The sequence below is a fragment of the Neisseria sp. P0022.S010 genome (assembly GCF_051956635.1).
In genome coordinates, this window is record NZ_JBQCXF010000890.1 from 1 (window position 1) to 455 (window position 455).

Genomic DNA, 455 nt, shown 5'->3' on the forward strand with positions numbered 1-455 from the left:
TATTGGCAGTGGCGGCCTTGGTGCTGATGCTGTTGAAAGCGGTGGAATCGGCGGACGGCTATCGGATTGCCGGCGCACTGACTTACGGAGTCTGTCTGCTGCTTCTGTATTTGGGCTCACCCTTATCCCACAGCATTCCGCCGCCGAAAGCCAAGGCGATTTTGCAAAAGGTCGATCATTGCATGATTTATCTTTTGATTGCAGGCAGTTATACGCCGTTTACGCTGATTACCCTTCACGGCGGCTGGGGCTGGTCGCTTTTCGGCGTGTCGTGGGGGCTGGCTTTGCTGGGCATTGTTCAGGAGTTGACGATTGGGCGCAAAAGCGAGAAGCGGCTGCTGTCGATGGTAATTTATGTGTTGATGGGCTGGCTGATTGTGGTGGCGGTATGGCCGCGGATACAGTCGCTTTCGTCCGGCGGATTATTTTGGCTGGTGTTGGGCGGCGTATTGTAC

General features: G+C 55.2%; 1 protein-coding gene. It reads left to right on the plus strand.

Translation table 11 applies throughout. The features are described 5' to 3' along the window. Window positions 1-2: 2 nt before the first annotated feature. On the plus strand, window positions 3-455 hold a 453-nt coding region (gene trhA, locus ACTHUT_RS21950; RefSeq protein ID WP_440419938.1), incomplete at its 3' end, for a PAQR family membrane homeostasis protein TrhA.